The sequence below is a fragment of the Amycolatopsis sp. NBC_00355 genome (genome assembly GCF_036104975.1).
Taxonomy (GTDB): domain Bacteria; phylum Actinomycetota; class Actinomycetes; order Mycobacteriales; family Pseudonocardiaceae; genus Amycolatopsis.
This window is the reverse complement of record NZ_CP107982.1, coordinates 6,346,852-6,372,500: the sequence shown is the minus strand read 5'-3', so window position 1 is coordinate 6,372,500 and position 25,649 is coordinate 6,346,852. Positions and strand designations below refer to the sequence as shown.

Sequence of the window (25,649 nt, the reverse complement as noted above, 5' to 3'; positions counted from 1 at the left end):
TCGTCATCCCCGGCTGCTACGCGGTGAGCCGGCCCCAGGCGTAGTTCTGCTTGGCCAGCTTCAAGTACACGAACAACTCGGTGCCGGAGACGCCCGGGATCTGCCGGATCTCCTCACCGAGCACTTCGAGCATGTGGTCGTCGTCCCGGCAGACCAGTTCCGCGAGCAGGTCGTAGCGCCCGGCGCACAGCACGACGTAGTGGACGTGCGGCAGTTCGGACAGCTTGTCCGCCACCGCACGGGGATCCGCGCCGTCGACGCTGATCCCGACCATCGCCTGCCGCGTCAGATCGACGTTGGCCGGGTCCGTCACCGCGACGATCTGCATCAGGTCGTCGCGCAGCAGCCGCTGCACCCGCTGGCGGACGGCACCCTCCGAAAGTCCGACCGCTTTGGCGAGCGCGGTGAACGAGGCCCGGCCGTCCTGCTGAAGCAGAGCGATCAGCGATCTGTCCGTATTGTCCAGTCCTCGCGCACGTGATTCTTCACCCATGCCGTCCCTCCCTGTGTTTCGGCATGTGATTTGTCAAGTGCGCAGCGTATCGAGACCTGACCAGAAAGCGAGAGTCCCAGGCCAGCTTCACGTGATCCGGCGTGCACGCCGCGATCAGCCGAGGAATCGGTGGCCTGCGGCGAGGAACACGAGTCAATCCGAGGCGCGTCCGGGCGCCCGCGCACGGCGCGGGGTGCCCGCGGGCCGCCGTCGGCCACTGTCCGGCCGCACGTCGTCACCGAACCGGAACTCCAGGAGGACCAACGCATGCCGCGCGGCGGCGGCGGCCTTACCCGAGATCCCGCCGGCTGAGGTCTTCCTCGGTCTCACGGCGCACCAGGAGCGTCGCGACGCCGTCCTTCACGCCGACCAGCGGCGGGCGGCCGACCTGGTTGTAGTTCGACGCCAGCGAGTGGTGGTAGGCGCCGGTGCACGGCACGGCCAGCAGGTCACCGGCGCGCAGGTCGCCGGGCAGCAGGATGCCGTCGGCGAGGACGTCCCCGGATTCGCAGTGCCGGCCGACGACCGTCATCGGCGTCCGCTTTTCCCGCGACCGCCGGCCGACCAGGCGCGTCGTGTAGCGCGCGCCGTAGAGGGACGGCCGCGCGTTGTCGCTCATCCCGCCGTCGACCGCGACGAACGTGCGGCTGCCACGCTTGACCGCGCACACGCGGTACACCGTGATCCCGGCCGGCCCGACGATCGCCCGGCCCGGCTCGATCGTCAAGCGGGGCAACGGAAAGCCGTGCGCCGTGCATTCGTAGCCGAGCGCCACGCGCAGGCGTCGCGAGTAACCGCCGAGGTCGAACGCGGGATCGCCGCCGGCGTACGGGACCGCGTGCCCGCCGCCGAGGTCCAGTTCCCGCAGCGTGACGCCGTGGACGTCACGGATCCGGACGAGCACCTCGGCCATCCGCCGCGCGGCGGCCTCGTACCGGTCGACGCGGGAGACCTGCGAGCCGATGTGGCAGTGCAGGCCGACGAGCCGCAGCCCGGGCTGGGCGAGGACGGCTTTCACGGCCGCGTCGACGTTGTCCGGGACGCCGTCGAGCAGCGAGAAGCCGAACTTCTGGCCCTCGGTGCCGGTGCTGATCGCCGCGTGCGCGCCGGCCGCGACACCCGGCGTCACGCGGATCATCACCTGCTGCGCGCCGTGGGCGAGGGCGCCGAGCTGCTCGATCTCGTCGAGCGAGTCGACGACGATCCGGCGGACGCCGTACTCCAGCGCGGCCTTCAGGTCTTCGGGTGTCTTCGCGTTGCCGTGCAGCAACATGCGTTGTGCCGGGAAGCCGACAGAGCGCGCGACGGCGATCTCGCCCGCGGAGCACGTGTCGAGCGACAACCCCTCTTCGGCGACCCAGCGCAGCACGGACCGCGTACACAGCGCCTTGCTCGCGTACGCGACTTCGACGTCCGGCAAGGCGCGCCGGTATTCGCGCGCGGTGTCGCGGATCTGCTGCTCGTCGATGAGGTAGGACGGCGTGCCGAAGCGGGCGGCGAGGTGGCTGACCTTCGCGCCGGCGAGGAGCAGCTCGCCGTCTTCGCCGAGTCGGGTGCTTCGCGGCCAGAGTCCTGGCTCGAGGTGATCGGCGGCTTCGCAGCCGAGGCTGGGAAGAAGCTCGCTGAGCGTCACGGTGTGCCTCCGGGCATCACGGCGGATCGGACTCCGTCAGGACACCTCTGCTTCGTGGTTCGCGGAGTACCTCCGAATGCCGCCCTGACGGGTTTCCGATGCCCGCTGACGTGTTTTTAACGCACGAGTAACTTCGGCCACACCCATGCTGACCTGCGAAGAGCTGACTTCCGGTGGCGGCGGGCGTCACATGGGGCATGGTGACTGTCGAGATGAACGAAACCGAGTTCGCGGACCTGACCGAGCTACACCGGAGTGAGCTTCGGGTGCACTGCTACCGGCTGCTGGGGTCGGTCGACGAGGCCGAAGACCTGGTCCAGGAGATGTTCTTGCGGGGGTGGCGCGCCCGTGACCAGTACGCGGGGCGGGCGAGCCTGCGCGCGTGGCTGTACAAGATCGCCACGAACGCGTGCCTCGACTTCCTCGGTCGCACGTCGCACGTTGTGCCCTTCGTCGATCTGCCGCCGGCTTCGAGTTCACATCTGGCGCCCCGGCCCGCGGCGGCGGTCCCGTGGCTCCAGCCCTGCCCGGATGACCTTCTCGACGCGGTTGTCGCGCGCGAGACGGTCGAGCTGGCGTTCCTCGCGGCCGTCCAGTACCTCTCGCCGCGGCAACGCGCGGTGCTGATCCTTCGCGACGTCGCCGGTTGGACGGCGAAGGAGACCGCGACGACGTTGGAGACAACCCCGGCTTCGGTGAACAGTTCGCTTCAGCGGGCGCGCGCCGAGCTGAAAGAGCAGCTGCCTTCGCGGCGCACGGAGTGGCGCGTCGAGTCGAGCGGTGACGAACGCGCGGTCGTCTCGCGGTACATCGCGGCGATCACGGCCGGGGACGACCAGGCCATCGCGGCGGTCCTGCGTGACGACGTCCGCTGCAGCCACCAGCCGGGCGCCGGCGGCCACGTCGGCACCACTCCGACGTGGTACGGCGGGCTCGCGACGGTCCTCGAAGGCTGGGCTCCGGTGCTGCGCGGGCCGGACTCGATGGAGCTGCGGATGCGGTTCGTGCGGGCCAACGGTGGCCCCGCCGTCGCGACGTACCTCCGCCACGACGGCGCGTTTCACGCGTTCGGCCTGAACACGCTCCTCATCGTGGACGGTGCGGTCGCCGAAGTGACCACGTTCGTCCCGAGCGTGTTCGAGGCGTTCGGCCTGCCGGCCGTGCTGCCGGACTGAGCGTCAGCGGACGGGCTCGGGCACCGTGTCGAGCTCGTGCACCATCCGCACGGCCAGCGCCAGTGCCTTGGTGTCGTTGAGCTTCGTGTCTTCCATGACGATGTTCTTGACGCGCTCGACGCGCAGGTCGTAGCGGCTGTGGTAGGAGGTCGACGCGGTCATCGTGATCCTTGTCCGGTGCTCTGTTTTTTCTGGTGGTCCTGTGCGGTACCGCAGACGCAGCCGCGGTCGACCCCCTGGCCGGCCTCGGTGGCTGCGCAGTAGCGGCGCGCGATGGCGTCGTGCGCGTCGAGGGAGTGCGGGCAGTTGGGGCACTGCGGACCTGTGGCGGACACTTCGAGAGCGTCCGGGGCGGGGGCTGTCACGCCATCACCTTCTTCGCTCGTAGCGGTTCGCCCGCCTCGTGGAGGTGCTGCAACACGTAGCCGTACGACCGGGCCCAGCCGCACTGCGCGTAGGAAATCCCGTGCCGGTCGCAGAACTCCCGGACGATGACCTGCGCGTGCTTGAGGTTCGGCCGGGGCATGCTCGGGAACAGGTGGTGCTCGATCTGGTAGTTCAGGCCGCCGAGGGCGAAGTCGACCACAGGGCCGCCGCGGACGTTGCGCGAAGTGAGCACCTGCTTGCGCAGGAAGTCCAGCTTGTGGCCGGCGCTCAGCATCTCCATGCCCTTGTGGTTGGGCGCGAACGAGCAGCCCATGTACAGCCCCCACAGGAACTGGTGCACCAGGATGAAGATGATCCCGGTGAGCGGCGAGAGCACGATGAACACGGCCGCGAGGTAGGCGATGAGGTGCGCGATCAGCAGCGCCGACTCCAGCTTGCGCTTGCGGATGTCCTTGCGCAGTACCGCTTTCACGCTGGAGACGTGCAGGTTGAGGCCTTCGAGCAGCAGCAGCGGGAAGAACAGGAACGCCTGGTACTTCGCCATCCAGCGCAGGAAACCGCGTTTGCGCGCGCTCTGCGCCTTGCTGAAGGCGAGCGCGGCGATGTCGACGTCCGGGTCCTCGTCCTCGTGGTTCGGGTTGGCGTGGTGGCGGGTGTGGGTGCCCATCCACCAGCCGTAGCTCAACCCGGTGAGTCCACCGTGGACGAATCCGGTCGCGTCATTCGCTTTGCGGGTACGGAAGATCTGCTTGTGGCCGGCGTCGTGCCCGATGAACGAAAGCTGCGCGAACATCATCGCGAAGAACGCGGCGAGGAACAGCTGCCACCAGGAGTCGCCGAGGTAGACGAACGCGACCCAGCCACCACCGAAGGCGGCGAGGTTGAGCCCGATCCGCATCGCGTAGTAGCGTCGGCGCCGCTCGAGGAGGCCTGCGGCCTTGACGAGCCGGGCGAGTTCGGCGAAGTCGCTGCCGGTGGTCACAGGGGTATCCGGAACTTGGGTGGCACTCATCGGCACAACCGCTCTGGGTAAGTCGTAAAGGCTTGACCAGCAACGGTTTCCGGCCCCGACAGGGTCCGGGCCGGTCCGGGAAAAGGGCACTGGGGCCTGGTCGCGGTGGTACCGCGTCCTTAGGTAAGCCTCTCACTCCGCCGCCGTATTGGCAATTCCCCGCAGGTTGCCGCCGAGGTGTACAGTCGGCCACATCGGGATGACGGTGATGTACCGCACACCCGGGATCTTCCGGTCGTGAAGTTCGTCGGCCGGGGACAGGAGCCGTGCCGGGCACGAGCCCGCGTGTAACGCAACCATGCCAGCCGTTCGGCTGGCGAGCAGCCGCCCGCAGTCGCGTGGAGTGACGCCCGAGGCGCCCAGTTGGGTTGCTACAGCGAGGATCGCGTCCGGCAGACCCTGTCACAGGTGGTTCGCCGGCGAGTCGGAGTTCGGTGTCACCGTGCTTCGAGCCCGTCGGCGTGCTGCCTGTGCTTCACGAAAGTCCCCACGACGAGAGCAGGCCGAAGAGCCGTTCCCGTTCGCCCGCCGTCAGCAGGCGGCTGGGCGGCCGCACGTCCGGCCGGCACAACCCGAGCTGAGCGAGCGCGTCCTTGACGACGCTGACGTTGTTGGCGTTCCCGTTGGCCGCACGGAGTTCTTCGAACGGCCGGATGCGTTCCCAGACGGCCATCGCCGCCGGATAGTCCCCTGTGGACAGTGCCTGGAACATGTCCAGGGAGATCGCCGGGTCGACGTTCACCAGTCCCGACGTGAACCCGGTGGCGCCCACTGCGAAGTAGCCGGGGGCGGAGAGCTCGGCCAGCCCGGCGATCCACACGAACCGTTCGAAGCCGGCGTCCCGGGCGACCGAGCCGAAGCGCACCGGGTCGGGCACCGCGTACTTCACGCCGATGACGTTCGGTGCCGCGACCCCCAGCGCGTGCAGCTGTTCACCGCTGATCGCGGGGTTGCGCACGTAGAGCACCACGCCGAGTTCGGGCACCGCGCCGGCGATCGAGGCGTGGTAGTCGACCCAGCCGTCACCGGAGACGTACGGGTGCACCGGCTGGTGGATCATGATCATGTCGGCGCCGGAGTCCCGCGCGTGCTTGGCGGCCCGCGTCGCCGACGAGACGTCGTGCCCGATCCCGGCGAGCACACTGGCCCGCCCGGCCACGGCCTCGACGGTGACCTCGAGGCAAAGCCGGGCCTCGTCCGCGTCGAGTGCGTAGAACTCACCGGTGTTCCCGTTGGGTGTCACGACCTCGATGCCGCCGGTGACCAGCCGGTCCACGAGCTTCGCGTAGGTCTGGCCGTCGACAGCGCCTTCGGCGTCGAACGGCGTGACCGGGATGGCCACCACCCCGGAAAGCCGCCGCCTCTGCTGCTCGAACGTCATCGGGCCCCTTCCGGATCACGGTCACCGCGGTCGTCCCGGACCGCCCGACAGGAAGCGAAAGTGCTCGCCAAGGACGTGTCCGATCTGATATATGATGCGACATACAACATTATCACGGGCAAGGAGCAGCCATGCAGGGTCGCAGCGGCTTCCGATTCCGACGAGTGCTGCTGGCGGCGAGCCTCGCCGCCGGCCTCACGGCGTGCGGCGCCCCGGGAGGCGACGGTGGCCAGGCGGCGGCTCCCCAGGCCGTGCCGGACAAGCCGAGCAAGCCGGTCGAGCTGAACATCCTCGACATCGCGGGCAACCTGCAGCTCACCAAGCAGATGATCGAGAACTTCAAGACCGCGCACCCCGAAGTGCTCGCCAAGGTCACCTACTCGACGGCCCCCGCCCCGAGCATGGCGGGCAAGCTCAAAGCCGAGCAGGACGGCGGCGTCTCCCAGACGCACCTGGTCCTCAGTGGCACCGACGGGCTGTCCGCGGGCATCGCGAACGGCACCCTCGCGAAGGTCCTCCCGGACTTCGCCGGCCGGTTCCCGAACCTGATGCAGAACTACCTCGAGCCCGCGGCCAAGATGCAGGACCTGGCCAACGGCTACGGCGTCGAGATCGTCTACTACCCATCGGGCCCGCTGCTGGAGTTCAACCCGGCCGCGGCCGCCACGCCACCGGCGTCACCGCAGGAGCTGCTCGACTGGGCGAAGGCGCACCCGGACAAGTTCCAGTACGCCCAGCCGTCGAACTCCGGCCCGGGCCGGACGTTCCTGATGGGCCTGCCGTACCTCCTCGGGGACAAGGATCCGAAGGATCCGGACAAGGGCTGGGACAAGACCTGGGCGTTCCTGCAGGAGCTGGGCAAGTACGTGAAGTACTACCCGTCCGGCACCACGGAGGCGATGAAGAACCTCGCCTCCGGCTCGGTCGACATGGTCATGTCGACCACCGGCTGGGACATCAACCCGCGCAAGCTCGGCACGGTGCCGAACACGGTCAAGACCGCGATCATGCAGCCGATGCACTGGGTCACCGACGCCCAGTACGCGCTCATTCCCAAGGGCCTCTCCGCCGACCAGGAGTCGGCGATCCTGCAGCTGATCGCGTGGATGCTCAAGCCCGACCAGCAGGCCATCGCCTACGACGACGGCTACTTCTACCCGGGCCCGGCCGTCAAGGACGTCACTCTCCAGATGGCGCCCCAGAAGAGCCAGGACACGATCAAGCAGTTCGGCCGCCCGGAGTACGAGCAGTGGATCGCCCAGTACCCCAAGGAGACGTCGCTGCCGGCCGAGCAGCAGGTCAAGGCGTTCGACAAGTGGAACCAGCTGGTCGGCGGCTCGAAGGTAGGCAAGAAGTGACGTTCGAGCAGCTGCGGCTGGACGGTGTCTCGCGCAGCTTCGGCACCGCGAACGCCCTGCAGGGCCTGGACCTCGCCATCACCCGTGGCGAGTTCGTGGCCCTGCTGGGCCCGTCCGGCTGCGGCAAGTCGACGGCCCTCAACTGCCTCGCCGGCCTCCTGCCGCTGACCGGGGGCAGCATCTGGCTCGACGACACCCGCATCGACGGCCGGCCGCCGGAGCAACGCGGGTTCGGGATGGTCTTCCAGAACTACGCGCTCTTCCCGCACCTGTCCGTCCGCGCCAACGTCGGCTTCGGCCTCAGGATGCGCAAGGTCGCCCGCGCCGAAGCCCGCCGGCGCGTCGACGAGGCACTCAGGCTCGTCCAGCTCACCGACCACGCGGCGAAGTTCCCCGCCCAGCTCTCCGGCGGGCAGCAGCAACGCGTCGCCATCGCCCGCGCGGTCGTGCTGGAACCGGCGGTCGTCCTGATGGACGAGCCGCTGTCCAACCTGGACGCCAAGCTCCGCCTCGAGATGCGGATGGAGATCCGCCGCCTCCACCAGACGCTCGGCCTCACCACGGTCTACGTCACCCACGACCAGGAAGAGGCGCTTTCGCTGGCCGACCGTCTGGTCGTGCTGCGCGAGGGCGCGGTCCAGCAGATCGGCACCCCCGAGGAGGTCTACGCCCAGCCGGTGAACAGCTACGTCGCCTCCTTCATGGGCTACCGCAACCTCCTGGACCTGACGATCACCAGCGCCACCGGCCTGGGCGCCACCAACACCGACCCCGGCACCGCCGGCGACGTCACCGCCACCAACAGCGCCACCGCTGCGATCGCGACCGGCGCCGCCAACACCGCCGCCAACACCGCCACCGCCAACACCGCCACCGCCACCGCTGCGACCGCGACCGGCTCGTCGCCGAGTGGCTCGTCGGCGACCGGCTCGTCGCCCGTCGGCGCATCGGCCACCCGCGCACCGGTCACCCGCTCGTCGCTTGCCGGCTCGTCGGTCACCGTCGAAGGTGACGGCGTCCGCCTGACCGGCACCAACCGCGACGACCTGTCGGCCGGCCCGGTGAAGGTCGCGATCCGGCCCGAAGACTTCGTCGTGGGCGAAGGCACCGAGAACGCCCTCGACGTCACGGTCGAAATCGTCGAGTACCACGGCCGCGAGCTGTCGATCTCGGCCCGCCTGGCGAGCGGGCTGCCGGTGTACTTCCGCACCGACAAGCGCCTCGCCCCCGGCGACCCGGTGAAGATCGGCGTCCCGGCCGAGCGGGTCCTGGTGTTCGCGCCGTGACCGCCGTGACGACCGCGGCGCCGGCTCGTCCGGCCCTGCGTCACCGCCTGGCCGAACGGGGCATCGACCGCGTGCTGCTGCTCCTGGTGCCCGGCTTGCTGGTCACCGCGTGCCTGTTCCTGTATCCGTTCCTCTACGGCCTCCAGTTGTCGTTCGCCCCGCGCCAGGGCGGGGTCTTCGCCAATTACGCCAGGTTCTTCGGCGATCCGTACCTGCGCGACACGATCTGGACGACGCTGGGCATCGCGCTGCCCGCGACGTTTATCAACGTCCTCGCCAGCATCCCGATCGCCTACGTGCTGCGCGGCCGCGTGCGCGGCAAACGCCTCCTGACGACGATCCTGGTCGTCCCGATCACGCTCGGCACGGTGCTCACCGCGCAGGGCCTGATCATGTACGGCGGCCAGTCGGGCTGGCTGAACAAGGTGCTCACGGTCCTCGGGATCACCGACGAGCCGCTGCCGCTGATCCACAACTACACGGGCGTGCTCCTGTCGCTGGTCATCACCGGCTTCCCCTTCTCGTTCCTGCTGACGCTGTCCTATCTCTCGGGCATCGACCCCTCCTTGGAGAAGGCGGCCGCGACACTCGGTGCCAACTGGACCCAGCGCTTCCGGCGGATCACGCTGCCCCTGCTCGCACCCGGCCTGGCGATCACCTTCTGCCTCTCGTTCGTGATGGCGTTCTCGGTGTTCCCGTCGGCACAACTCGTCGGCGACCCGGCGAACGAGACCCGCGTCATCTCGATCGCGGCCTACCACGCCGCGTTCGAGGAGTACGACTACTCGATGGGCTCGGCCGTCGCGATGATCATGGCGGTGCTCATGCTGATCGTGATCGGCCTGGTCATGGCGTGGCGCGGCACGCTGTACCGCGGAGCGACCGGAGGCAAGGGATGACCGGTTGGGTCGCGCGTCCCGGACGTTGGGTCGTCTGGGCTGTCGTCGCGTTCTTCTTCGTGAACCTCGCCGGCGTGGTCCTTTCGGTGGTCGTTGATTCGTTCGGTGTGCAGTGGTTCGGCACCTGGCTCCCGGACGGCTTCACCACCCACTGGTACGCCGACGCCTGGCGCGAGTTCGGCCTCTCGGACGTCCTCCTCACGACGGCGATCGTCGCGCTGGTGGTGATCGCCGTGTCGGTGGCGGTCGGTGTCCCGGCCGCGTATGCGCTGGCCCGCCGGAAGTTCCCCGGCAAGCGTCTGGTGATGCTGCTGTTCGTGCTGCCGATCCTGATCCCGCCGATCACCTACGGCATCCCGCTGGCGACGGTGCTCTACAAGTTCCACCTGGCCGGCTCGATGACCGGGGTCATCCTGGCCAACCTCGTGCCGTCGGTGCCGTTCGTGGTGCTCACGATGACGCCGTTCATCGAGCAGATCGACCCGAAGATCGAAGCCGCCGCGCGCATGTCGGGCGCGCGGACGCTGTCGGTGTTCACCCGGATCCTCGGACCGCTGCTGCTGCCGGGCATCCTGGCCGCGTCGATCCTGGTGCTGGTGCGCACGGTCGGCATGTTCGAGTTGACGTTCCTGACGGCCGGCCCGGACTCGACGACCCTCGTGGTGGCCCTCTACAACTCCGTGTTCGCCGCCGGCATCCGCGCCAACCAGTCGGTCGACGCGATGGCAACGATCTACACCGGTTCCATGGTGTTGCTCCTTGTCGTGGCGTTGCGGTTCGTGAATCCGACTCAGCTGGTGACCCGGATCCGCGAAGAAACCTGACTTGTCCCCTGGCAGCTCGCGAGCAACCATGAACCGTGGGCAGGTCAGTGGTCTGGGAAGGTTTTTTCAACACCCGGGACCTGGGCGGGCTACCGGCCAGGTCCGGCGAGACCGCCTACGGCGCCTTCTTCCGGGCCGCGGACCTTCGCTTTGTCTCTGATGCGGGTTGGGCCCAAGCGCGCGATGCAGGCGTTCGTACCGTTGTCGACCTCCGCAATGAGGATGAGATCCGGCCCCGGACGGAACCGCGGACCGTACAGGCGGGTTCGACGCAGTTCGCCGTATCCGCCGCGGGCCCGGCGACACCGGCCGGCATCGATCGGCTCGAAGTGCCGCTCGACGACATCGGTGACGTCGAGTTCTGGCGGCAGGTCAACCGCGAACACCTCAACGGCACCCCGCTCTACTACCCCCTTTTCCTCCAGCGGAAGGCCGGCCGCTGCACTGCCGTCATCAAGGCGATCGCCCACGCCGCCCCTGGCGGTGTCCTGTTCCACTGCGGTGCCGGCCGAGACCGCACCGGCCTGATCACGCTCCTGCTGCTCGCGCTGGCCGACGTCGAACCCCGGGCGATCGCCGCGGATTACGACATGTCGGCCGAGGCCCTCAAAGCGCTGTTCGCCGCAATGGGCACCGACGACCAAGGTCCGATCATCGAGGCCATTCTCGCTAATCGAGGCACCACGACCGGAGAAGCCGTCTTGGCGACCCTCGACGGTTTCGACGCCGAGCAGTATCTGGTTGATGCCGGTGTCACCCGCGACGAGCTCCGCAGCATTCGCCGCCGGCTTTCGGGATCGCAATCCGACTGACGTACGCGGACAAGCTGCCGCACATCGGATATTTCCGCGAAGCGAGCCACGATGACGCTGGATCAGACCTCTCCGAATGCGGGAGAATCGCGCGTATGGCCGGCCGAACAGGCCGCCGCCCACGACGAGTGGAGGCGCACCTCATGCCCATCGACGAGCGAACCGAAATGACCTGGCGCAAGAGCAGTTACAGCAACGCCAATGGCTGTCTGGAAGTCTCCCTGTCCGTCTCGTCGGTGGTGGTCCGCGATGCGAAAGCGCTCTCGTCGGGCAATCTCGCTCTCGGCTCGCAGGCTTGGCGGGCTTTTCTGATCACTGTCGCTTCCACGTGATCGACTTTACCGCCGATCGTCGAACATGTGATCGACACAATGGGGTGAAGTCGGGCTTGCGCCTCCTCCGGGGGGAGGTGCCACGCTGACCGGCATGCGGTACTCGATCGGCGACCTGGCCCGGCGGACGGGACTCACGGTCAAGGCCGTGCGCTTCTACTCCGACCGCGGTCTCGTGCCGCCGTCCGAGCGCAATTCCGCAGGTCACCGCCTCTACGACGACGCCGCACTCGCGCGGCTCGACCTGATCCGCACCCTGCGCGAGCTGGGGCTGGACCTCGCGACGATCCGGCGGATCGCCGACGGCGAAGTCGCCGTCGCCGATGTCGCGGCGACGCACGTCGGAGCCCTGGACGTCCAGATCCGGGTGCTGCGGTTGCGTCGCGCTGTCCTGGCCGCTGTCGCGGAGCATGGTTCGTCACCCGAGGAGACAAGTCTCATGAACCAGTTGGCCCAGCTGTCGGACACCGAGCGTCGCCGGTTGGTCGACGACTTCCTCAGCGACGCTCTCGGCGACCGTCCCGAACTCGCGGGCATCGCGCGCACGTTGACGCCAGAGTTGCCCGGCAACCCGGCTTCCGCGCAGGTCGAGGCCTGGATCGAGCTGGCCGGGCTGGCGCAGGATCCGGAATTCCGCGCGATCCTGCGCCAGCTCGCCGACCAGCACGAAGGCGGCCTGCGCCGTGACTTTGCCGCTGAAGTGCGCGACGCCGTCACGCCGGCGCTCCAGGCCGGGGTGACGCCGGATTCGCCCGCGGCCGCCGCGATCGTCGGCGGTCTCGGGCGCGAACCCGGCCGGCTGCGGGAATGGCTCGACGTCGTCGGCGATCCACGCCGTGAGCGCTACCTGGAACTGCTCGCCGTCATCAACGGCTGGGCGAGTCCGGAAAGCCTGACGCCGGTGCTGGATTGGCTGGCCGAAGCGGTTTCCTGATCTCTTCGGCCAGCGAAGCCAGCGCGTCCGCCGCCGGTCGCGCCGCCACCTGGCTTCCGTCGCGCAGCCGCAAGGAAAGCGAGCCCGACAAAACCTCCCGAGGCCCGATCACGGCCTGGTAGGGCACCAGCCGTCCCTCACGAATGCGCGCGCCCAGGCTGCCGCGGGACGCGTCGACGACCTCGATGCGCAGGTCGTCGTGCTGAATCCCTTGTGCATAAGGCAGTTCCGCGTCGGACAGGGGCAGCAAGCGCAGCTGTACCGGCGCCAGCCAGGCCGGGAACGCGCCGCCGTGGACCTCGATCAGCTGCGCCATCGCCCGCTCGATGCTGCCGATGATGCTGCGGTGGACCATCACCGGACGGTGTTTCGCGCCGTCCGCGCCGACGTACTCCAGGCCGAACTGCTCCGGCTGGTGGAAGTCCACCTGGACGGTCGACAGGGTCGCTTCGCGGCCGGCGCTGTCGACGACCTGGACGTCGATTTTCGGGCCGTAGAAGGCCGCTTCGCCTTCGACAACGTCGTATGCGAGTCCACTGCGGCCGAGGACCGAACGGAGGATTTGTGCCGCCCGCGACCACATTTCGCCGTTGCCGACGTACTTCCCGGAGTTGTCGGCGAGCGAGAGCCGGTACCGCGCCGGGCTGATACCGAGGGCTTCGTAGGCCCGCCTGATCAGGGCCAACGCGGCCGCGGCTTCGTCCTCGACCTGGTCGAGGGTGCAGAAGACGTGCGCGTCGTTGAGCTGGATCGCGCGCACGCGGTTCAGCCCGCCGAGGACCCCGGACAGCTCGGCGCGGTACATCCCGCCGAGCTCGGCCAGGCGCAGCGGCAGCTCGCGGTAACTGCGGCCGCGCGACCGGTAGATCAGCGCGTGGTGCGGGCAGAGGCTCGGCCGCAGCACGACCTGCTCACCGCCGAGATCCATCGGCGGGAACATGTCGTCGCGGTAGTGCGACCAGTGCCCGGAGAGCTCGTACAGCTCGCGTTTGCCGAGCACGGGCGAATGGACGTGCCGGTACCCCGCGCGGCGCTCGACGTCGCGGACGTACTCCTCCAAGCTGTGGCGGACGAGCGCGCCGTCGGGCAGCCAGTACGGCAGGCCGGCGCCGAGCAGCGGGTCGGAGCCGAACAGCTCCAGTTCGCGGCCGAGCTTGCGGTGATCGTGCATTGTGGACTCCTCGGGACGGCGAGGCGGCTGACCACAAGACGAAGCCCCGGGGCAACCGCCCCGGGGCTGGAAAACGTCGTTCAGCGCGCCGGGACACTCTCCGGCGTCGTCGTCATGGCGCGCTTCATGCGTCCACGGTAGCCAGCGGAGCCGCCCTCCGCGACGGAATTACTCCGTCGCCAGCCGGAACGTGTCGTGGCGCGGCTTCCCGGCCGGGCGCAGCACCAGCACGTTCGCGCCCGACGAGGTCCGGCGCGTCTCGACGTGCTCGAACGACTTCGGCGCCACGCCCGCCGGGAACAGCTTGCGGCCCTTGCCCAGGACCACCGGGTAGAGCCACAGCCGGTATTCGTCCACGAGGTCGTGGGCGATGAGCGTCTGCAGCAGCTCGCCGCTGCCGTGGACCTGGATCTCGCCGCCCGGCCGCGCCTTCAGCTCGCGGACGAACTCGACGACGTCGCCGTCGACGACGGACACGCCGGACCAGTCCGAACCCGGCAAGGTCCGGGACACGACGTACTTCGGCAGGTTGTTCATCGCGACCGCGATCGGGTCGTCCGGGTCGGTTGCCTTCGGCCAGTACTGCACGAAGATGTCGTAGGTCCGGCGGCCGATCAGGAGCGAGCCGGCCTGGCCGAGCCACTCGGCGGCGTAGGCGGCCATGTCGTCCTCGTAGAACGGCGTCACCCAGCCGCCCAGGTCGAAGCCGCCGGACGTGTCCTCCTCGACGCCGCCGGGGCCCTGGTAGACGCCGTCCAGGGACAGGAACGTCGTGACGATCAGCTCGGCCATCGTGCCTCCTCGAATCGGGGATCTCGAAGACGCGTCGTCCGAGGCCGGCGTCGGATCGACAAACCCGTCCGGGGAACTTTCAGGAGGCCAGGAACAGCTCCAGCTGCTCGACGACGAACGCGTGGTCGTCGGCCTGCGGGAGGCCGGACACGCCGACCGTGCCGACCGGTCCGACGCCGCGGACCAGCACCGGGAAGACGCCGCCGTGGGCCGCGTAGACGTCCGGGTCGAGGCGGGAGTCCTTTTCGAACGTGCCGCCCTTCGCGCGGAACTGGGTGCCGATCAGGAACGAGCTGTGGCCGTAGCGGTCGACGACGCGGCTCTTGCGCTCGATCCAGGCGTCGTTGTCAGCTGACGTCCCGGGCAGCGCGGCGTGGAAGAGGCGCTGGCCGTTCCGGCGGACGGAGATCGTCACGGCCAGCCCGCGCTCCCGCGCGGCGGCCAGCAGCTGGGCGCCGAGGGCGAGCGCGGTCTCGTTGTCGAACTTCGTGAACTGGAGGCGTTCCTCCTGGTCAGCGAGCTGGGCGAGGCGTTCGGCTTCGGTCATGGCCCTATTAAATCAACAGTGTTGTTTAATGGCCAGTGAACTCGGTCAGAGAGAGCACGTTGCCGTCAGGATCGCGGAACCAGGCGATCCGGCCGCCGGGCGTGGTCCAGATTTTGTCGGTGTCCTGTGGCAGGTTGTCGAAGGTCAGGAACTCGACGCCCCGGGCGCGCAGTTCGGCGACGGACGTGTGGATGTCGGCCACCGCCCAGCCGAGCACGGTGAACGGGTGCGGCGTGAACTCCTGCACGGCGGTGACACGCAGCATGGTGCCACCGCTGCGGAACACGCAGGCGAAGGGAGACTGCTCGATGAACTCGAGCCCGGCGACATCCGTGTAGAAGGCACGTGAGCGCTCCAGGTCGGTCGACGGTGCGAAGGCGACCAGATCCGCTGAGCCGAGCATGGCTCCACCTCTTTCTCGGCTCTCCCCGCGGTGAAGGTACTCCTTGTCCGCGCCGCTGACGTGCGGAAAGCTCGCGCCGAGGAGGTGGGCATGGGCCGGATCCGGCGGCGGACGGTGCTCGGCGGCGCGGCCGCGGTGACGGTGGCCGGCGCGCTGCCCGCGGCGTGCGCGGTGCCGGCGTCGCGCACGGGCACGATCGACGACGTCCGCCACGTCGTGGTGCTGATGCAGGAGAACCGGTCGTTCGACCACTACTACGGATCGATGGCCGGGGTGCGCGGGTTCGGTGACCGCGCGGCCCTGCGTGACGTCTTCCGCCAGCGTGGTGCCGGCGATCCGGTGCTGCCGTTCCGGATCGACACGTCCGTGGTGGACGGCCAGGATCTCGGCGAGCTGCCGCACGACTGGAACAGCACGCACCGCGCGTGGAACGGCGGTGCGTACGACGGCTGGATCGCCGCGAAGAGCCCGATGACGATGGGGCACTTCGCGCGTGAAGACATCCCGTTCCAGCGGGCGCTGGCGAGCGCGTTCACCCTGTGCGACCACTACTTCTGCTCGATCCAAGGGCCGACACAGCCGAACCGGCTGTTCCACTGGACCGGCACGATCGACCCGGACGGGGTCGCGGGCGGTCCGGTCACCCACAACTTCCCGGACTACGAGCCGTCGTTCCGGTGGACGACGTACCCGGAGCGCCTGGAAGCCGCGGGGGTTTCGTGGCGGATCTACGCGAACGACGAGGAGCGCGGCGTCCCGGAGCACTTCGTCGGGGACTACGGCGACAACCCGTTGTGGCTGTTCCAGAACTACCACGACGCGTTGTACTCGATGGACCCCGTGAAGCAACGGCTTGCCGAGCGCGCGAACCTGCGCACGAAGCTCAAGCGGGACTCCGGCCGGGGCCAGGACCTCGACCACGTGCTGGCCGAGTTCCTCGCGGACTGCGCGGCCGGGACGCTGCCCGCGGTGTCGTGGGTCGTGGCGCCGTACGGCTACTGCGAGCACCCCGCGGCCCGGCCGGTCGACGGTGCCGCGTACGTCCAGCGGATGCTGAAAGCGTTGTGGGACAAGCCGGATCTGTGGGAATCCACCGTCGTGTTCATCAACTACGACGAAAACGACGGGTTCTTCGACCACGTCCTCCCGCCGACCCCGCCACCCGGGACACCGGGCGAGTTCCTGCCGGGGAACCGGCCGGCGAGAGGCGCGCCGTCCGGGCCGCCGGCGCCGATCGGGCTGGGGCCGCGGGTGCCGATGACCGTGATCTCACCGTGGAGCCGCGGCGGCTGGGTGAACTCGCAGGTCTTCGACCACACGTCGGTGCTGCGGTTCCTCGAGACGTGGACGGGGGTGAAGGAGCCGAACATCTCGGCGTGGCGCCGCGCGATCTGCGGCGACCTGACCAGCTGTTTCGACTTCCGAACGCACGACACGACGATCCCGCTGCTGCCGGACGTCGCCGCGCTGCGCGCCGAAGTGGACCGGACGCAGGCACGGCTGCCGAAGCCGGGGGTGCGGCCCGGCGCGTTGACGCAGGAGTCCGGCACGGCGAAGGCGCGTCCGCTGCCGTACCAGCCGGTCGCGTGGGCCACGGTGGAGCCGGGCGGGCTCAAGCTGCACCTGGCGAACCACGGCACCCAGGCGCTGCAGCTCTCCGCGCACGCCTACCACGCGGGCGGGTCGGTGCAGCGCTTCGACGTCGCGCCGAGCGGCGTCGTGACCGGCGACGTCGCCTACGGCGCGTCCTACGACGTCGCGATCCACGGCCCGAACGGCTTCCTGGTGGAAGCCTCGGGCAGTGGGCCGGGCCTCGACGCCGCCGTCGTTTTCGAGGCGACGCCGGCACTGCGTGTGACGGTGACCAACACCGGAGTGGCGCCCGTCGCGCTGAACGGCGTCACGCTCCCGCCGGGCGGCGAGCACGACTTCCCGGTGGTGACGGCGAACGGCTGGTACGACGTCACGTTCGAGGTGCCGGGGTGGCGCCGGCGCTTCGCCGGGCACCTGGAGGACGGCCGCCCGTCGCGCACCGGGCCCTAGCGAAGGGCGTCCAGGGCGAAGGCCGCCAGCATCGCGACCCCATTCGGCATCGCGTCTTCGTCGAAGATCACGCGGTTCGAGTGGTTCGCGGCGGCCTCCGCCGGATCGACGCCGGGCGGGCACGCGCCGAGGAACGCGTACGCGCCCTGAACGCGTTGCAGGACGTAGGAAAAGTCCTCGGCGCCCATCAGCGGGTCGGCCATCAGCTCGACGTTCTCCGGACCCAGCACAGCTTCGCCGATCGTCAGGACTTCGGCGGCGACGCGGTCGTCGTTGACGGTCACCGGGTAGCCCGGCTCGACGTCGGCGACGACGCGGCAGCCGTACGCCGCGCCGACCTGCTCGCACACCTTCGGCAGCTCGGTGCGGACCAGCGAGCGCGTGTGCTCGGACAGGGTGCGGATCGTGCCCTCGAGCTCGGCGGTCTCCGGGATGATGTTCGACGTCGTGCCGGCCTGGATCCGCGTGACCGAAAGCACGGCCGGGTCGAACACGCTCACGCGGCGCGTGATCATCGTGTGGAGCGCGCCGACCATCGCCGCGGCCGCCGGCACCGGGTCGATCGTGTGCTGCGGCGCGGAACCGTGCCCGCCCTTGCCGGTGACGCGCACGTGGAACGAGTCCGCCGACGCCATCTGCGGGCCCGGGCGGACCGACAGCAGGCCACTGCGCAGGTTGGCGAGGATGTGGACGCCGAACGCGCGCTCGACCCGCGTCCCGGCGGCGTCGAGCACGCCCTCGTGGATCATGAACCGGGCGCCGTGGTGGCCCTCTTCGCCCGGCTGGAACATGAACACGACCGAGCCGGCCAGCCGATCCTTCCGCTCGGCGAGCAGCCGGGCCGCGGAAGCGAGCATCGCGACGTGGGTGTCGTGTCCGCACGCGTGCATCGACTCCTCGTCCTCGGACGCGAAGTCCAAACCGGTCTCCTCGGTCAGCGGCAGCGCGTCCATGTCGCCGCGCAGCAGCACCGCCGGGCCGGGCCGCGAGCCGCGCAGGACGGCCGTGAGCGACGTCGTGGCCTTGCCCTCGGTGATCTCCAACGGCAGGTCAGCGAGTGCTTCCCGGATGGCCGCCTGGGTGATCGGGAGGTGGAGGCCCTGTTCCGGCCGGCGGTGCACGGCCCGCCGCAGCGCGACGGTGCGGCCCTGCAGCGCCCGCGCGTCGTCGAGGAGGCCGGCGAACGGGGTGCCGGGCAGGGTGGGCAGGTCAGTGGGTCCGGTCATGCTCCCGATAGTGGCCCATGAGGCGCTTCGGGCGCACCGTGCGTGCGCTCGGTCGAGCGGCGGAATACGGTGTGCGCATGGCGGTGGATGAGCCGGTCACGGGCTTCGCGGTAGCCGTGGTCCGGGAGGACGGTCGGTGGCGGTGCAGTGCGCTCGACCCGGGGGCGTTGACAGAGCTGGATGCGGCGATCACTGAACTGGGCAAACTACGTTCCACCGGCGCGGCCTTCGGGCTACTGGCGGTCGACGACGAGTTCTTCGTCCTCGTCCGGCCGAGCCCGAGGGGACCGGCGTTGCTGCTTTCGGACGCGGCGGCGGCACTCGACTACGACATCGCGGCGGACGTCCTCGACGTCCTGCGCGTCGATCCACCGGACGAGGACGACGACTCGGTCTGGCCCGAAGGTGATCTCGAGATCCTCGCGGACCTCGGGCTGCCGGCGCCGGAGCTGGAGGTGATCGTCGGCGAGGTCGACCTGTACCCGGACGAGCAGCTGCAGATGATCGCGCAGCGCGTCGGGTTCGGTGCCGAGTTCGCCAAGCTCCTGGACGAGCTCTGAGACGCCCGTCCGACACCGAGGCCGTGGAGGCGGCGCTGGAGGCCGCGCGCGCCCCCGGCGCGGACGTCCCGATCGGCGCGGTCGTGTTCGGCCCCGACGGCCGCCCCCTGGCCGCGGCGCGCAACGCGCGCACCGAGCTGGGCGACCCGACGGCGCACGCGGAGGTCCTGGCGTTGCGCGCGGCCGCCCAGGTGGTGGGCGACGGCTGGCGTCTCGAGGGCTGCACGCTGGCGGTGACGCTGGAGCCGTGCACGATGTGCGCGGGCGCGCTGGTACTGGCGCGCATCTCCCGGCTGGTGTTCGGCGCGTGGGAGCCCAAGACGGGCGCGGTGGGGTCCCTGTGGGACGTCGTGCGCGACCGCCGGCTGAACCACCGCCCGGAAGTCCACGGCGGAGTGCTCGTGGCGGAATGTGCGTCCCTGCTGGAGACGTACTTCGCGACGCGTCGCTGAGTCCTCCGGTGGGTACCCCCTTGGTGAGGTCCCCGTCGAAGGAGGAACGTCGTGACGATGAAGGACAAGGTCCAGCAGGCAGTCGGCGGCGCTCGCGAGAAGCTCGGAGACGTGACCGGCAACGATCGTCTCAGGGCATCGGGCCGAGCCCAGCGAAGGACGGCCCAGGTCCGCGAAGTGGCCCACGACCTGCGGGACAAAGCACGAGGCGTGATCCGCGACGTCCAGACGCGACGTCGTCCCGGCCGCCCTGCTGACCCCATGTGAGGCCGGGAAAGGCCCTCCGGTATATTTCTCGGCGGTGGCGTGTCCGAGCGGCCGAAGGAGCACGACTCGAAATCGTGTGACGGCTAATCCCCGTCCGTGGGTTCAAATCCCACCGCCACCGCGCATCCGGACCCCCGGTCGGCTCAGCCGACCGGGGGTTTCGGCTTTTGCGGGGAGACCGCGTGGGCTCACCACGATCCGTGGGTCGTGTGCCACCTACCGATCTCGTAGCCGAACAGGTGCACGGAGCTGACTCCGGTGGCACGCAGCCAATCCAGGCCGGCGTCGAGCATGGTCTCGCAGTTCGGATCCGTCAGGTGCTCCGACGTCAACAGCTCCCAGACCACACGAGCGCCGCCGCGAGAAGCCTCGCCGCCGGCCGGCAGAACCGCGGACGCGAGCTTCTCGATGAAGAACGCGGGATCGGCTTGCGCGGTCGAATGCAGGCTGTAGATGAGACCGGGAGCGTCGAACGATGCGGGCGCGTTCGGTGAATGCGCCTCGGTCCGGATATAACCGACGACCCGGTCGACGATGTCTGCGGGCAACGGAGAAGCCTTCCGTTTCCGGCTGAACAAATCCATGCTGTTCCCTCCTGCGATCACCTCGGAGCGTGTGACGGCACCTTCCCGGTTCGCGAGGAAGCCGGTCCTTGTTGCAGGGCGGGTGAACAATCACTCGAATGCCTCAGGCTTGACTTGAAGGGCTCTTGAAGTGTGACCGTGGTCGGGTAACCGACCCTTGAGGGAGCACACCATGACCGTCCTCGTCACCGGAGCTACCGGCCACACCGGTCGGCATGTCGTCCGCGGCTTGCTGGACGCCGGCGCCGACGTCCGCGTCTTGGTGCGAGACGTGGCCAAGGCGCCGGCCGACGTCGAGGTCGTCCAGGGCGACATCGCTGATCTCACCAAAGCCGCCCAAGGTGTCGACGCCGTCTACCTTCTCTGGCCTTCCTTCGACTCCGAAGGTATCGAGAGAGCTCTGAAACCGTTGGAAGGCAAGAAGATCGTCTATCTGTCCGCGATGAGCGCGGACCACGGCGGCGTCTGGGGAGACGTCGAAAAAGCCGTCGAGAAGGTCACTGACGACTGGACCTTCCTGAGGGTCACCGGCCTCGCCACCAACACCCTCGGCTGGATGGACCAAGTCAATAACGGCGTCGTCCGGGGGCCCTATGGCCAGGCCAAGAGGTCGCTCGTCCACGAGCGCGATGTTGCCGACATGGCCGTCGAAGCACTCCTCGAGAACCACTCCAAACAGGTCTACCTCGTCACCGGGCCCGAGGCACTTACCCAAGCAGCGCAAGTAAAAATCATCGGGGACGCCTTGGGTAAGCCGGCGGTGTGGGAAGAACAGCCGATCGCGGAGGCGAAAACGCAGCTGAGTCAACAAATGGGTGCGGAATTCGCAACCAGTGCCCTGGGTTATTGGGCGTCGCTCGTGGCGGAACCGGAGCCTGTCTCGCTCGACGTCGCCCAGGTGACCGGGCATCCCGCGCGGCCCTTCGAAGAGTGGGCCGGGGAGCACTTCAGCTGAGGTCGACCGCCGGGGTGGTCAGTGGTTCCACTTCTGCGGCAAGGGAAGTCAGCGACGCCACCTTCTCCTGGACCGTCCGGACCACCGACGCGCACGCGCGGCTGACCGTGCTCACCACCTCGGCCGACCGGTCGTCCGCCAGGACCGCGGACGCCGCCACTTCGGCCGCTTCGGCGATTGCCGTGACCTCGGCCGACGTCGACAGGGCCAAGGCGTCCAGTTCCGACGCGATCCGGAGACCCAGTGCCGCCGTCGTGGCCGCCGCGCGCGCTGCCTCCGCGTACTGACCGTCCACTGTGTCCGCCCAGGTCGCGAACGTGTCGGCGCCGCCGCCGGTTTCCGCCAGCTCGACTCCGGTGCGGAACTCCGTGGACGCCGACGTCACCACCACCGAACCCGCGTCCACCTCCGTGGCGGACGCGCGGATCGCCGAGGGCGAGCAGTCGACGTGGCGCAGCGCCGCGACCGGGTCGGCCGCGCCGATTCGGCCCGCGGCCGCCCGGAGCGTGGCCAGCCGGGTCGCGGCTGTCGTCAGCGCCGGGTGTTCGAACAGCTCGAGCGTCACGGGGCCACCGCGATCCGCCCCCGGAAGCCCGAACTCCTCGTGGTGTCGGCCGCCATGCGGAGCCGGCCGGCCAGGTCGGACGTCGCGTCGCCGAGGACGCGCGCGTCCGCTTCGCGGGCGGCCAGCGCCGCCTGCCAGCGTGCCGCGAGTTCGCGGGCCTGGGCCGAGATGCCGAACGGCGTCGAGTCGACGCGGGCCTCGGCGAACCGGCCGGCGGCCTTGTCGTCGGCGGCCGCGGCCTGGTCCAGCTGGTCGGCCGAGGCGCGCAGCCGGTCAGGCCTCTTCGGGGGATTCCGGGTGGTCCCGAGGCGAAGCTCCGGGAAGTCCCTCTTCGGCGGCTTCCGGGTGGTGGAGCCGCCGGCCCCGGGGCGGAGCTCCGGGACACCGCTGTCGATCCGCGAGCCTCTGCCTTCCGGCATGGGGAGACCTCCGTCGTCAAGGGCGCTCACTCGATCGTGCAAGATCTTGCCTCATCGGCCCGCGCGCCCCGCATCGCGGTGACCTGCGACGTTGGGGCGTTCCACCAAGTGGACGTCTTGACCGCAGGGCGGGACTAGGTTGACCATGGGCGCATGCCCGCCACCTCGGAAAGCACGCCTATCCGGTGGCACGACCGCGCCTCCAAGCGGTCGGTTGGGGAAGGCACCGTGGAGCTGCTCCTGCGCCGCGGCCGCCTGGGCTCACCCCCTGCCTGACGCGAGCCCGGCGTCCGAATTCTCCCGAAAACCCTTGGAGCACAACCATGTCCGTAGACCTGCCTGCCCGGATTCAGCTACGCGAGGCCGTGACGCCCGCCGACGGCATCGTCGAAGGCCCGCGTGTCCTGCAGCAATCCCCGCGCGAACCCCACGAGCTGTTCACCCTCCGCCCGCTCGGCCGGGTGATCGGCGCCGAGATCGACGGCGTCGACCTGGCCGAGCCGGTCACGCCCGCGCTGCGCGCCGAGCTCAACCGCGCCCTGCTCGAGTGGAAGGTCGTTTTCTTCCGCGACCAGCGGATCACGCCGGCGCAGCAGCGCGCGTTCGCCGCGAACTGGGGCGAGCTGGAGACCAACCCGTTCATCCCGCGGGGCGAGAACGACGAGGTCACCCGCTTCGAGCGCACCGCCGCCATGCCCGGTTTCGAGAACATCTGGCACACCGACGTCACCTGGCGGCCCAACCCGGCGCTCGGGTCGGTGCTGCGGCTGATCGAGGTGCCGCCGGTCGGCGGCGACACGATGTGGGCCGACATGGCCGCCGCCTACGACAACCTGCCCGACGACGTCCGCGCCCGCATCGACGGGCTGACCGCGGTGCACGACTACCTCCCCGGCTTCGACCGGTTCGCCGACCCGGCACTGCTCGCGCAGTGGCAGGAGCGGTTCCCGCCGGTCGAGCACCCGGTGGTCCGCACGCACCCGGAGACCGGGCGGCGCACCCTGTTCGTCAACCAGGCGTTCACGACGCACATCGTCGGCCTGGACCGGGCCGAGAGCGACCGGCTGCTGCGGTACCTGTTCCTGCAGGCCCACACGCCCGAGTTCCAGGTGCGCTTCAGCTGGGAGCCGAACTCGGTGGCCTTTTGGGACAACCGCGCGACGCAGCACTACGCCGTGAACGACTACCACCCGCACGTCCGGATCGCGGAGCGCGTCGCCATCGCGGGCGACCGGCCGTTCTGAGCCTTAGCCTGAGGGCATGACCGAAGACCCCCAGGCAGTGGTGACCGGTTTCCTCAAGGCCCTCGAAGACCTCGACATCGACCGCGCGCTGACGTTCGCGGCGAGCGACATCGTGTACCAGAACGTGCCGTTGCCGCCCGCTCGCGGCGTCGCGGCGGTCGAAAAGCAGCTGCGGCTGATGGCCCGGTTCGGTTCCGGGTTCGAAGCGCGGACGCACCACATCGCCGCGGACGGCAACATCGTCCTCACCGAACGCACCGACGTCCTGCGCCGCGGCGCGTGGGAAGCGGAGTTCTGGGTGTGTGGCACGTTCGAGGTCGAAGGCGGCCGGATCGTGCTGTGGCGCGACTACTTCGACTGGACGACGGTGCTCGCGGCGAGCGCTAAGGGCGCCGGGCGGGTCGCGCTGGCCGGCGCGCGGACGCTCATCGGCCGTTATCGGGCGAGGTCCGCTGTGCGTTGACCCGGGTGCTGCCGCGGTCGTGGGCCCGAAGGTCCACGACCGCGGCGGTCCCCAGTACCAGCACGAACACGCAGCTGAGAACGATCAGCCCCCACATGATCATTCTCCCTCCCCCCGTGCCGTGCTGACTCTTGCGCCTCCGGATGGTGGTGTGCGCCACTTTTCCGGCGGCTCACGCAGACCGTACCTCTGCTTCACAGCGGTGACTCCGGTCCTTGACCTGCATTTAAGGCAGATGCGCCGGATGGGTGACAGGCGTAACGCGAGCTGTAACTCCTCGCGCGCGATCCGTTACGCCCCAACGCCCAAGCCCGCCACGGACGCGATCCCGTCCCGCACGGTCACCGCGGTCGCGCGCTGCGCGGAGACGTCCGTGACGTAGCGCAGCACCCGGTCCGCTTCCTCGCCCGAAAGCGGTTCGCACTCGTTGTCGGCGTTGCGCCGCACCGGGATGAGCTCGAGCCGGGGTTCGTCGCCGAAGATGCAGCCGGCCAGCAGTCCGTCGACGTGCCGGCCGCGCATCGCGGGCCAGTCGAACACGAGGTTGCCGAGGCTGTAGAGGATCGCGCGGCCGCGGTACACCTCGACGGCCTGGATCGTGTGCGGGCCGTGTCCGGCGACCAGGTCGGCGCCGGCGTCGATCGCCGCCCGGCCGTAGGTCACCTGGTACTCCGCGAGTTCCGCGCCGGGCAGGCCCCAGTGCATCGAGACGACGACGTGGTCGTTGGCCGCCTTCGCCCGGCGCACGTCGGCGACTAGCCGCTCCAGGTGTTCGGGTACCGGCGCCGTGCGCACGATCGGCGGCCGTCCCGGGACGTCGGCGACGCGCGGATCCGGCTGGTAGGACGTCGTCGCAAGCGCTTGCGCGACGCCCGGAGCCGTCACCTGCGCCGCCTGGCCGAACGGCCAGCAGAGCGACGTGTACGCGAGGAAGGCGACCTTCTTCCCGGCGCGTTCGAGCACGGCCGGCGCGTGCGCGGCGGCGAGGCCGGTGCCGGCGCCGCAGTGCGCGATCCCGGCTTCGTCGAGCACGGTGAGGCTCGTCATCGCGGCGGCCGGCGGGTAGGTGACGTCGTTCGCGCACGAGACGACGTCTACGCCGGCGACCGTCAACGCCTCGACCATCTCCGGCGCGGAGTGGCGCCAGTTCGGTTTGTGCGGGATGTCCGCGCCGCCGGAGTTCCCGGCGGTGCCCGACAGCGGTCCTTCGAGGTTCACGAACCGGATGTCGGCGCCCTGGAGCAGGGGATGCAAGTGTTCGAAGGCCTTCGACGGTGTCGTGCGGCCCTGAACGTTGACGTCTCCGCCAAGTACCAACGTGATCACGAAGCCTGCTCTGCCGATCGAGTGACGACGAAAGTAGTTGTTACGAATCGTTGCATCTTTGTCTTCCTGCTCCTCATCTGTTCGGGGGACTATGCCACGACTGTTC

The 25,649-nt window shown here is 69.5% G+C and carries 30 protein-coding genes and 1 tRNA gene; 16 read left to right on the top strand and 15 right to left on the bottom strand.

The window, feature by feature from the left end; all coding sequences use genetic code 11:
* Positions 1-16: 16 nt before the first annotated feature.
* Positions 17-493: an Lrp/AsnC family transcriptional regulator gene (locus tag OHS18_RS28770; RefSeq protein ID WP_328447384.1), complete on the bottom strand. Its 477-nt coding sequence runs from the start codon at positions 491-493 to the stop codon at positions 17-19.
* Positions 494-782: 289 nt separating this feature from the next.
* The gene (gene lysA / locus OHS18_RS28765; RefSeq protein WP_328447386.1) at positions 783-2,126 is read right to left on the bottom strand and encodes a diaminopimelate decarboxylase; all 1,344 of its coding nucleotides are present in this window, start codon (positions 2,124-2,126) and stop codon (positions 783-785) included.
* 212 nt (positions 2,127-2,338) lie between these two features.
* Here lysA and OHS18_RS28760 point away from each other — a divergent pair, with 212 nt between their 5' ends.
* Complete coding sequence (locus OHS18_RS28760) at positions 2,339-3,301, top strand: RNA polymerase subunit sigma-70 (RefSeq protein WP_328613026.1); 963 nt, start codon at positions 2,339-2,341, stop codon at positions 3,299-3,301.
* 3 nt (positions 3,302-3,304) lie between these two features.
* Here the strand turns inward: OHS18_RS28760 and OHS18_RS28755 are convergent, their stop codons facing one another.
* The 4 genes from OHS18_RS28755 to OHS18_RS28740 all read right to left on the bottom strand — a co-directional run bounded on the left by OHS18_RS28755 (position 3,305) and on the right by OHS18_RS28740 (position 6,081).
* Positions 3,305-3,463, bottom strand: coding sequence for a DUF6307 family protein (locus tag OHS18_RS28755; protein WP_247059049.1), 159 nt, complete (start codon positions 3,461-3,463; stop codon positions 3,305-3,307).
* The gene (locus OHS18_RS28750) at positions 3,460-3,636 is read right to left on the bottom strand and encodes an RGCVC family protein (RefSeq protein ID WP_328618594.1); all 177 of its coding nucleotides are present in this window, start codon (positions 3,634-3,636) and stop codon (positions 3,460-3,462) included. The genes OHS18_RS28755 and OHS18_RS28750 overlap by 4 nt, the downstream gene beginning before the upstream one ends.
* Positions 3,637-3,662: 26 nt before the next feature.
* Positions 3,663-4,700: a fatty acid desaturase family protein gene (locus OHS18_RS28745; protein ID WP_328447393.1), complete on the bottom strand. Its 1,038-nt coding sequence runs from the start codon at positions 4,698-4,700 to the stop codon at positions 3,663-3,665.
* Positions 4,701-5,175: 475 nt separating this feature from the next.
* Positions 5,176-6,081: a dihydrodipicolinate synthase family protein gene (locus tag OHS18_RS28740; protein WP_328447395.1), complete on the bottom strand. Its 906-nt coding sequence runs from the start codon at positions 6,079-6,081 to the stop codon at positions 5,176-5,178.
* A 131-nt stretch (positions 6,082-6,212) separates the two neighbouring features.
* Between OHS18_RS28740 and OHS18_RS28735 the strand changes: the two genes are divergently transcribed.
* The 7 genes from OHS18_RS28735 to OHS18_RS28705 all read left to right on the top strand — a co-directional run bounded on the left by OHS18_RS28735 (position 6,213) and on the right by OHS18_RS28705 (position 12,526).
* A complete protein-coding gene (locus OHS18_RS28735) occupies positions 6,213-7,439 on the top strand; it encodes an extracellular solute-binding protein (protein ID WP_328447396.1) in 1,227 nt (408 codons plus the stop codon).
* Positions 7,436-8,725 (top strand): ABC transporter ATP-binding protein, encoded by a 1,290-nt coding sequence (locus OHS18_RS28730; protein WP_328613025.1) that lies wholly within the window; start codon positions 7,436-7,438, stop codon positions 8,723-8,725. Before OHS18_RS28735 ends, OHS18_RS28730 begins: the two co-directional genes overlap by 4 nt.
* Before the next feature lie 5 nt (positions 8,726-8,730).
* Entirely contained in the window at positions 8,731-9,624 is an 894-nt protein-coding gene (locus OHS18_RS28725; protein WP_328459160.1) for an ABC transporter permease, read from the top strand.
* The gene (locus OHS18_RS28720; RefSeq protein WP_328447400.1) at positions 9,621-10,448 is read left to right on the top strand and encodes an ABC transporter permease; all 828 of its coding nucleotides are present in this window, start codon (positions 9,621-9,623) and stop codon (positions 10,446-10,448) included. Before OHS18_RS28725 ends, OHS18_RS28720 begins: the two co-directional genes overlap by 4 nt.
* 35 nt (positions 10,449-10,483) lie before the next feature.
* Complete coding sequence (locus OHS18_RS28715; RefSeq protein WP_328613024.1) at positions 10,484-11,260, top strand: tyrosine-protein phosphatase; 777 nt, start codon at positions 10,484-10,486, stop codon at positions 11,258-11,260.
* A 143-nt stretch (positions 11,261-11,403) separates the two neighbouring features.
* Complete coding sequence (locus tag OHS18_RS28710; RefSeq protein WP_328613023.1) at positions 11,404-11,592, top strand: DUF397 domain-containing protein; 189 nt, start codon at positions 11,404-11,406, stop codon at positions 11,590-11,592.
* Positions 11,593-11,686: 94 nt separating this feature from the next.
* On the top strand, positions 11,687-12,526 hold the full coding sequence (locus OHS18_RS28705; RefSeq protein ID WP_328613022.1) for a MerR family transcriptional regulator: 840 nt from the start codon (positions 11,687-11,689) through the stop codon (positions 12,524-12,526).
* On the opposite strand, the gene thrS is transcribed toward OHS18_RS28705, so the two are convergent.
* The 4 genes from thrS to OHS18_RS28685 all read right to left on the bottom strand — a co-directional run bounded on the left by thrS (position 12,459) and on the right by OHS18_RS28685 (position 15,439).
* Positions 12,459-13,781 carry a threonine--tRNA ligase gene (gene thrS, locus OHS18_RS28700; protein WP_328618593.1) on the bottom strand — a complete coding sequence of 441 codons (1,323 nt, stop codon included), beginning with the start codon at positions 13,779-13,781 and terminating at the stop codon, positions 12,459-12,461. The two genes, OHS18_RS28705 and thrS, sit on opposite strands and share 68 nt — an antisense overlap.
* An 84-nt stretch (positions 13,782-13,865) precedes the next feature.
* Positions 13,866-14,489: a dihydrofolate reductase family protein gene (locus OHS18_RS28695; protein WP_328447407.1), complete on the bottom strand. Its 624-nt coding sequence runs from the start codon at positions 14,487-14,489 to the stop codon at positions 13,866-13,868.
* 79 nt (positions 14,490-14,568) lie between these two features.
* Entirely contained in the window at positions 14,569-15,036 is a 468-nt protein-coding gene (locus tag OHS18_RS28690; RefSeq protein WP_328447409.1) for a heme-degrading domain-containing protein, read from the bottom strand.
* Positions 15,037-15,061: 25 nt separating this feature from the next.
* Positions 15,062-15,439, bottom strand: coding sequence for a VOC family protein (locus OHS18_RS28685; RefSeq protein ID WP_328613021.1), 378 nt, complete (start codon positions 15,437-15,439; stop codon positions 15,062-15,064).
* Between the two features lie 90 nt (positions 15,440-15,529).
* Between OHS18_RS28685 and OHS18_RS28680 the strand changes: the two genes are divergently transcribed.
* The gene (locus OHS18_RS28680; protein ID WP_328613020.1) at positions 15,530-17,482 is read left to right on the top strand and encodes a phosphocholine-specific phospholipase C; all 1,953 of its coding nucleotides are present in this window, start codon (positions 15,530-15,532) and stop codon (positions 17,480-17,482) included.
* On the opposite strand, the gene OHS18_RS28675 is transcribed toward OHS18_RS28680, so the two are convergent.
* Positions 17,479-18,708: a M20 metallopeptidase family protein gene (locus OHS18_RS28675; RefSeq protein ID WP_328613019.1), complete on the bottom strand. Its 1,230-nt coding sequence runs from the start codon at positions 18,706-18,708 to the stop codon at positions 17,479-17,481. The two genes, OHS18_RS28680 and OHS18_RS28675, sit on opposite strands and share 4 nt — an antisense overlap.
* 77 nt (positions 18,709-18,785) lie before the next feature.
* Here OHS18_RS28675 and OHS18_RS28670 point away from each other — a divergent pair, with 77 nt between their 5' ends.
* The 4 genes from OHS18_RS28670 to OHS18_RS28655 all read left to right on the top strand — a co-directional run bounded on the left by OHS18_RS28670 (position 18,786) and on the right by OHS18_RS28655 (position 20,108).
* Positions 18,786-19,268, top strand: a complete 483-nt coding sequence (locus tag OHS18_RS28670) for a tRNA adenosine deaminase-associated protein (protein ID WP_328447416.1) — start codon at positions 18,786-18,788, stop codon at positions 19,266-19,268.
* 23 nt (positions 19,269-19,291) lie between these two features.
* Positions 19,292-19,720 carry a nucleoside deaminase gene (locus OHS18_RS28665; RefSeq protein WP_328447418.1) on the top strand — a complete coding sequence of 143 codons (429 nt, stop codon included), beginning with the start codon at positions 19,292-19,294 and terminating at the stop codon, positions 19,718-19,720.
* 57 nt (positions 19,721-19,777) lie between these two features.
* The gene (locus tag OHS18_RS28660) at positions 19,778-19,987 is read left to right on the top strand and encodes a CsbD family protein (RefSeq protein ID WP_328459162.1); all 210 of its coding nucleotides are present in this window, start codon (positions 19,778-19,780) and stop codon (positions 19,985-19,987) included.
* A gap of 33 nt (positions 19,988-20,020) precedes the next feature.
* Positions 20,021-20,108, top strand: a tRNA-Ser gene (locus tag OHS18_RS28655).
* A gap of 67 nt (positions 20,109-20,175) precedes the next feature.
* On the opposite strand, the gene OHS18_RS28650 is transcribed toward OHS18_RS28655, so the two are convergent.
* The gene (locus tag OHS18_RS28650) at positions 20,176-20,571 is read right to left on the bottom strand and encodes a hypothetical protein (RefSeq protein WP_328613018.1); all 396 of its coding nucleotides are present in this window, start codon (positions 20,569-20,571) and stop codon (positions 20,176-20,178) included.
* A 172-nt stretch (positions 20,572-20,743) separates the two neighbouring features.
* On the opposite strand from OHS18_RS28650, the gene OHS18_RS28645 reads away from it, so the two are divergent.
* Positions 20,744-21,526, top strand: coding sequence for an SDR family oxidoreductase (locus OHS18_RS28645; protein WP_328613017.1), 783 nt, complete (start codon positions 20,744-20,746; stop codon positions 21,524-21,526).
* On the opposite strand, the gene OHS18_RS28640 is transcribed toward OHS18_RS28645, so the two are convergent.
* Together OHS18_RS28640 and OHS18_RS28635 are read right to left on the bottom strand one after the other, a co-directional pair.
* Positions 21,519-22,091 carry a hypothetical protein gene (locus tag OHS18_RS28640; RefSeq protein WP_328613016.1) on the bottom strand — a complete coding sequence of 191 codons (573 nt, stop codon included), beginning with the start codon at positions 22,089-22,091 and terminating at the stop codon, positions 21,519-21,521. The genes OHS18_RS28645 and OHS18_RS28640 overlap by 8 nt on opposite strands.
* Positions 22,088-22,510 carry a hypothetical protein gene (locus OHS18_RS28635; RefSeq protein ID WP_328447469.1) on the bottom strand — a complete coding sequence of 141 codons (423 nt, stop codon included), beginning with the start codon at positions 22,508-22,510 and terminating at the stop codon, positions 22,088-22,090. The genes OHS18_RS28640 and OHS18_RS28635 overlap by 4 nt, the downstream gene beginning before the upstream one ends.
* A gap of 323 nt (positions 22,511-22,833) precedes the next feature.
* Between OHS18_RS28635 and OHS18_RS28630 the strand changes: the two genes are divergently transcribed.
* Positions 22,834-23,754: a TauD/TfdA dioxygenase family protein gene (locus tag OHS18_RS28630; RefSeq protein ID WP_328613015.1), complete on the top strand. Its 921-nt coding sequence runs from the start codon at positions 22,834-22,836 to the stop codon at positions 23,752-23,754.
* A gap of 16 nt (positions 23,755-23,770) precedes the next feature.
* On the top strand, positions 23,771-24,217 hold the full coding sequence (locus tag OHS18_RS28625) for a limonene-1,2-epoxide hydrolase family protein (RefSeq protein ID WP_247058999.1): 447 nt from the start codon (positions 23,771-23,773) through the stop codon (positions 24,215-24,217).
* Positions 24,218-24,508: 291 nt separating this feature from the next.
* Here the strand turns inward: OHS18_RS28625 and OHS18_RS28620 are convergent, their stop codons facing one another.
* Positions 24,509-25,543, bottom strand: coding sequence for a CapA family protein (locus OHS18_RS28620; RefSeq protein WP_328447475.1), 1,035 nt, complete (start codon positions 25,541-25,543; stop codon positions 24,509-24,511).
* Positions 25,544-25,649: the final 106 nt, after the last annotated feature.